Origin of the sequence: Rhizobium sp. UGM030330-04 (assembly GCF_003208455.1) — a bacterium.
Taxonomy (GTDB): domain Bacteria; phylum Pseudomonadota; class Alphaproteobacteria; order Rhizobiales; family Rhizobiaceae; genus Agrobacterium; species Agrobacterium rhizogenes_A.
Genome location: NZ_QKML01000034.1, coordinates 1 through 4,713, shown reverse-complemented (window position 1 = coordinate 4,713; position 4,713 = coordinate 1). Strand labels below are relative to the sequence as shown.

The window sequence follows — 4,713 nt, the reverse complement described above, 5'->3', positions numbered from 1 at the left end:
GTATTGCGGGCAGGACTTGTTGGGGCCATTCCGGCGATTTTCGCGGTCAGCTGCTTCATCATCGTTGCCCCTCTTTTGGCGTATGCCTTCTCATAGGCCTTCTGTTTTATCCTGAGCCGCTCTTTAGCTTTCGCGCGTTCCTTGTCAAGCCAGCCCCGGAGTCCCAGAGCATCGAAGAGCGTGGTGGAAACGATCTTGATCGCGGAAAAACTTCTGTAGGAGCCATCCTTCAACCGTTCCCGGATTTGGGACACGGTGAGATACCCGGCGTCCTTGAGCGTCGCTACGATCCGCGCCACGCGCCGTTCGCCTAACCCTGCCCAGGTCGCCAGGTGGTCCATGGTGTAGTTAAAGAAGCCATGTTCCGTCGGGAAGCCCACGCGCCCGGTCGCTAAATCCATGCGTAGCACCAGCGCGACGAGAAGCATACCAATGCCGTCGCGGCGCTCGCTGCGGACTTTGCGTCCATCGGCGTGGAAATTTAAAATCGGCAGTAATCCGAGTTTTTCAACGTGTGACAGTAACTTTCTTGCCGCTTCCTGGGTGAATTTGGGGCGATTTTCCGGTATCGGGATATCGAGGAGCTTTGGATTTTTCGGATCGTGCCCGCAGCGGTTACCGCTTCCGAGGGGCTTCTCGCGAGATGTGGGAGCCGGGGAAGGGGTTGGGTAAGGAGTGGAAGGAAGCGCGCTTGTGGGGCGCTGAGGGCCGCCTGAGGCGGTTTTCGACCCCGACCCGAAGATGGCCTGCTTGAGGGCGGGCTTGACGGAATCCTGCTTCTTAAGAGAGGACTCTATCTTCTTATATAGCCTGGACTGGAAGGCGCCATTCTTCCGTGATTTCCGGGACTTCCTGGATTTAGAGGCATCCCGGTTGCCCGCTGGCGCAGGGATGCCGGAGGGAGTGTGCCAGTTGCAAACTGGCTTAGATAAGCATAGAGTTTTCATTGCTACTGGAGGAGCAAATATTGCTGCTCATATTGCCTTGGTGGGCATACAACGTAGCATTCTCGGCAGTGCTTCTAACACTAACCGGGAACTGCAAAGGCTCAGCGACCTCGGTCACTGGGCCTTTGTTCTTTATGGGGCTACACATTGTGGTAAGAAAGATTCAGGAATGATAGCCACTTGAAACCGCTTGCTTTATCAGACTTTTAGTCTCTTTCCATGCCTTCTTAGATCGCCTAATTTTTCTTTTTTTTCTCTTCTGCCGTTCATCTTTTACCTTTCTTTTTTGTGATAAAAACTATCTTTTTTCGATTTTTTACGCATGCACCTTCTCGCCAACGCGCAAATTCTAACTATATAACTAGCAATATCATAAAGTCCAAAGGGATCTCCAAAGTTTCGCTAACCTCAATAGCCCTAGAAGGCCCGTAGAGCGGTTTTACCTTTTACCCCTACCCCCCCCCCCAAACCTTACAAACGCCTATAATCGCCTGAGAAAGGCTCTGAGGGCCTTTCAGAAGGCTTCTGCGCGTAGACGTGGATTTCCCCGGTAAGTGTCCGTGGATAGCTTCACCGGGCCAGCCCTACGATGCTTTGGGGAAAGGTGCCCCTGAGTAAACACCCAGGGGCAATACCGATCTGGCCATCAGAAGCGCTTTTTTTCTTTCCTGGGGGGAGGGGGGGCTTTTTTCTTGGTCGTGGGTAAGTGCGCTTTGGAAAATACACTCCTAACGAAAAATTAAGATCACGGTTCCTATCGTGGCTACGGCTACAGCGGCTACAGCAGCTACACAGGATATGTTACGGCTGATCGTTCCCGATTTCGGAGACCGGCGGGGAAGGGCAGCTCATGCTCGACGGCAATTCCCGCGAGATGGGCTTCGGAAGCTATATGGGGGGTATATCTGGATTCGGATTGCGAGAAGATGTTATTTGAGTTATAATTAGGGGTTTGACTTTAAATTCGCAAAAAATTTTTTTTAAAATTCAACGAATATCATTATCCAAGTTTTTCCCGGGAAAAGCCAGATAATTTTTAAAAAAAAAGGCCCACCGCACCCTGCGGAGAACCTTTTGGCAGTCGCTAATAAATGTATTTAAGCGTGTTTCGTGACACGCCCATAGGAGATACCCCCATATGCAACCTCTGACAGTCAACATAGGAGATAAAACCTATCATGTTCATTATATACAATAACGAATCCGGAACGCAAGCGGGAAACCCCACTAATTTAAAGGAATTGCCCCCCGCCACCGGCCCCGCCGATGAGCTCATCGCTCGGCTGGAGGGCGTCATCTCACGCGAGCAAGGCCGCTGGTATGCCCGCTGCCCCGCTCATGATGACCGCTCCCCATCCCTAAGCATCTGCGACACCGGGGAGCGCGTACTGATCTATTGCCACGCCGGATGCGCCCCTGAGACCGTGCTCACGGCGGTTGGCTTGGAATGGAAGGACCTTTTCCCCGAACCCTGGACCTGTGCCCGCCAGAGGCCCCACGAGGCCGCCCGGCGGTATGCCAAATGTACCCTAGCGGCGATTGATCCGCTGGAAATTGACCGGAAAATCCTACGTATAGCGGTTGCCGACATTGAAGCGGGTAAACCGTTGTCCGTCGAAGATCGGGTGCGCATCGAGGTTGCACGTGAACGACTGATGGCTGCGGAGGTGGCGAATGGATAACCCACATGCCAACACCCACGGATTCGATACGAAGGAATTGGAATGGCTGGCCAACAGCAAGGCAGCGAACGAACAGTGGCCATCCGCAGACACCCCCTGGCCGGAACTCCCCTCAACGTCCGGCATCGAACCCGAACCCTATCCCTTGGATGCGCTGCCCGGCGGGATCAAAGCCGCCGTTGGGGAAATCCGCGCAGTCACCAAGGCCCCGCTGCCGCTGGTGGCGAACAGCGCATTGGCTCCCTTGTCGCTGGCGGGGCAGGCCCTTGTCGATGTGATGCGGGCAGAACATCTGCACGGGCCGACCGGGCTGTTCCTACTGACCATCGCAGATTCCGGTGAACGCAAATCTACCTGCGATGGGTATTTCATGCATCCGATCCGGGACTACGAAGACAAACAGGCCGCCAACGCCCGGCAGGGAATCGAGAAGCATGCTGCGGCAATGGGCACCTGGGAGGCGAATTACAAAGGTGTCAAGGCGAAAATCAGTCAGCTTGCCAAGGCAGGCTCTGATTTCAGCGAATGGAAAAATAAACTCTATGATCTGGAGAAAAACAAACCGAAACCGCCACGGGTGCCCCGACTGATCTATACCGACATCACCACGGAAAGCCTGCGATGGAATCTAGCCGAAGTCTGGCCGTCCGGCGGCTTGGTATCGAGTGAGGGCGGGCTGGTGTTAGGTTCGCATAGCATGGGCAAGGATCCGATGTTGCGCTGCCTGACCACCCTAAATGAACTATGGCATGGATCATCCATTGCCACTGACCGGCACACATCCGAATCCTTTGTTGTGCACGGAGCGCGGCTGACCATCGCGCTGCAGGTTCAAGAAACTACCCTGCTCGATTTCTTCGACAGGGCCAGAGGATTGGTGCGAGGCACGGGCTTTCTGTCCCGCTTTCTGATCGCCTGGCCGGAATCGACCCAGGGGACCCAGCTGTTTGCAGAGCCGCCGGAATTCATGCCCGCGCTCAATAGCTACAATCGGAGGATTGGGGATCTCTTGGACAATGTATCCATTGCCGACGATGGTTCATTGTCTCTCATCACCCTGTCCCTAACACCGGACGCCAAGAAGGCATGGGTGACGTTTAGTAATGAAACAGAGCTAGAACTGGGTTCTAGCGGTAAGTTCCACGACGTGCGCGACGTGGCCAACAAGGCCGCCGAGAACGCGGCCCGGCTCGCCGCCCTGTTCCATATCTTCGAGAACGGGGCAGGTGGTGAAATTGGCCTGGAAGCGGTTAAAGGCGCTTCGAGAATCGCCGCCTGGCACCTGCACGAAGCCCGCCGTTTCTTCAGCGAACGGGCGTTGCCAGAAGAGTTGGCTAACAAGGCGCACCTGGAACGCTGGTTGGTCGACTATTGCCGCCGGGAGAATATCGCCACTGTCCCGCGCCGGGTGGTGCAGCAGAAGGCGTCCCCGCGCACCCTACGCAAGGGGGCCGTGTTGGATGCCGCCCTGGATGAATTGGTGGCAGAGGGGCGCGTGCGGTTGCTTCAAGACGGGCAGCGCAAGGAGATTCATGTCCACCCGGCGCTCTGGAAAGGGGCTTCGCCGGCCCCTCGGATAGTGGAGATAACAGCGCCAGCGCTGGCTACGGCTCCCCCTGGCGCTGAGCAGCCACCCGGTGTAGCTAATGTAGCCGGTGTAGCCGTAGCCAAGCCACTAGACCTAACCGTAACCAAGCTACCAGACCGAACACCGGAGGCGCTCGAATACCATCATGCTTCGAAGGGGGAATGACGCGGGGAGGGGGGGGCAAAAGCCCCCTTGTAGATAGAAAAACTAGCTTTTTCGTTTGGAGGAGTCCGTATCAGCTATAATTTCCCTAAAATTTTTATATAAATCAATGTATTAAGTATTTCTTATCACCGATACAACCCCCAATTGGACCCCCAAACTGCATAAAAAATATGGTTTGGCTACGGCTACATCGGCTACCCCTGGATCGCCCTAAACGGCGTTTTTAGCCGATCCCTTCAAAGCCATCGGTTATCCATAGGCCGGAGCACCGGAGCCTCACGGAGGCTCCCAGGGCATCTTAATAGGGCCTCTCAGTATGGAGCGTGCCCTA

General features: G+C 55.1%; 3 protein-coding genes. 2 read left to right on the top strand and 1 reads right to left on the bottom strand.

Going from position 1 to position 4,713, the window contains the following annotated elements:
• Positions 1-947 (bottom strand): hypothetical protein (locus tag N434_RS25670; RefSeq protein ID WP_146227720.1); only part of this gene is annotated, 947 nt, incomplete at its 3' end.
• A gap of 1,178 nt (positions 948-2,125) precedes the next feature.
• Here N434_RS25670 and N434_RS25170 point away from each other — a divergent pair.
• Together N434_RS25170 and N434_RS25165 are read left to right on the top strand one after the other, a co-directional pair.
• The gene (locus tag N434_RS25170; protein ID WP_110760758.1) at positions 2,126-2,629 is read left to right on the top strand and encodes a DNA primase; all 504 of its coding nucleotides are present in this window, start codon (positions 2,126-2,128) and stop codon (positions 2,627-2,629) included.
• A complete protein-coding gene (locus N434_RS25165) occupies positions 2,622-4,382 on the top strand; it encodes a YfjI family protein (protein ID WP_097050023.1) in 1,761 nt (586 codons plus the stop codon). The genes N434_RS25170 and N434_RS25165 overlap by 8 nt, the downstream gene beginning before the upstream one ends.
• Positions 4,383-4,713 lie beyond the last annotated feature (331 nt).

What these genes read in the sequence shown, in the direction of transcription:
- N434_RS25170 (WP_110760758.1), top strand. Translation starts at nt 2,126, where the DNA reads ATGTTCATTATATACAATAACGAATCCGGAACGCAAGCGGGAAACCCC.
- N434_RS25165 (WP_097050023.1), top strand. Translation starts at nt 2,622, where the DNA reads ATGGATAACCCACATGCCAACACCCACGGATTCGATACGAAGGAATTG.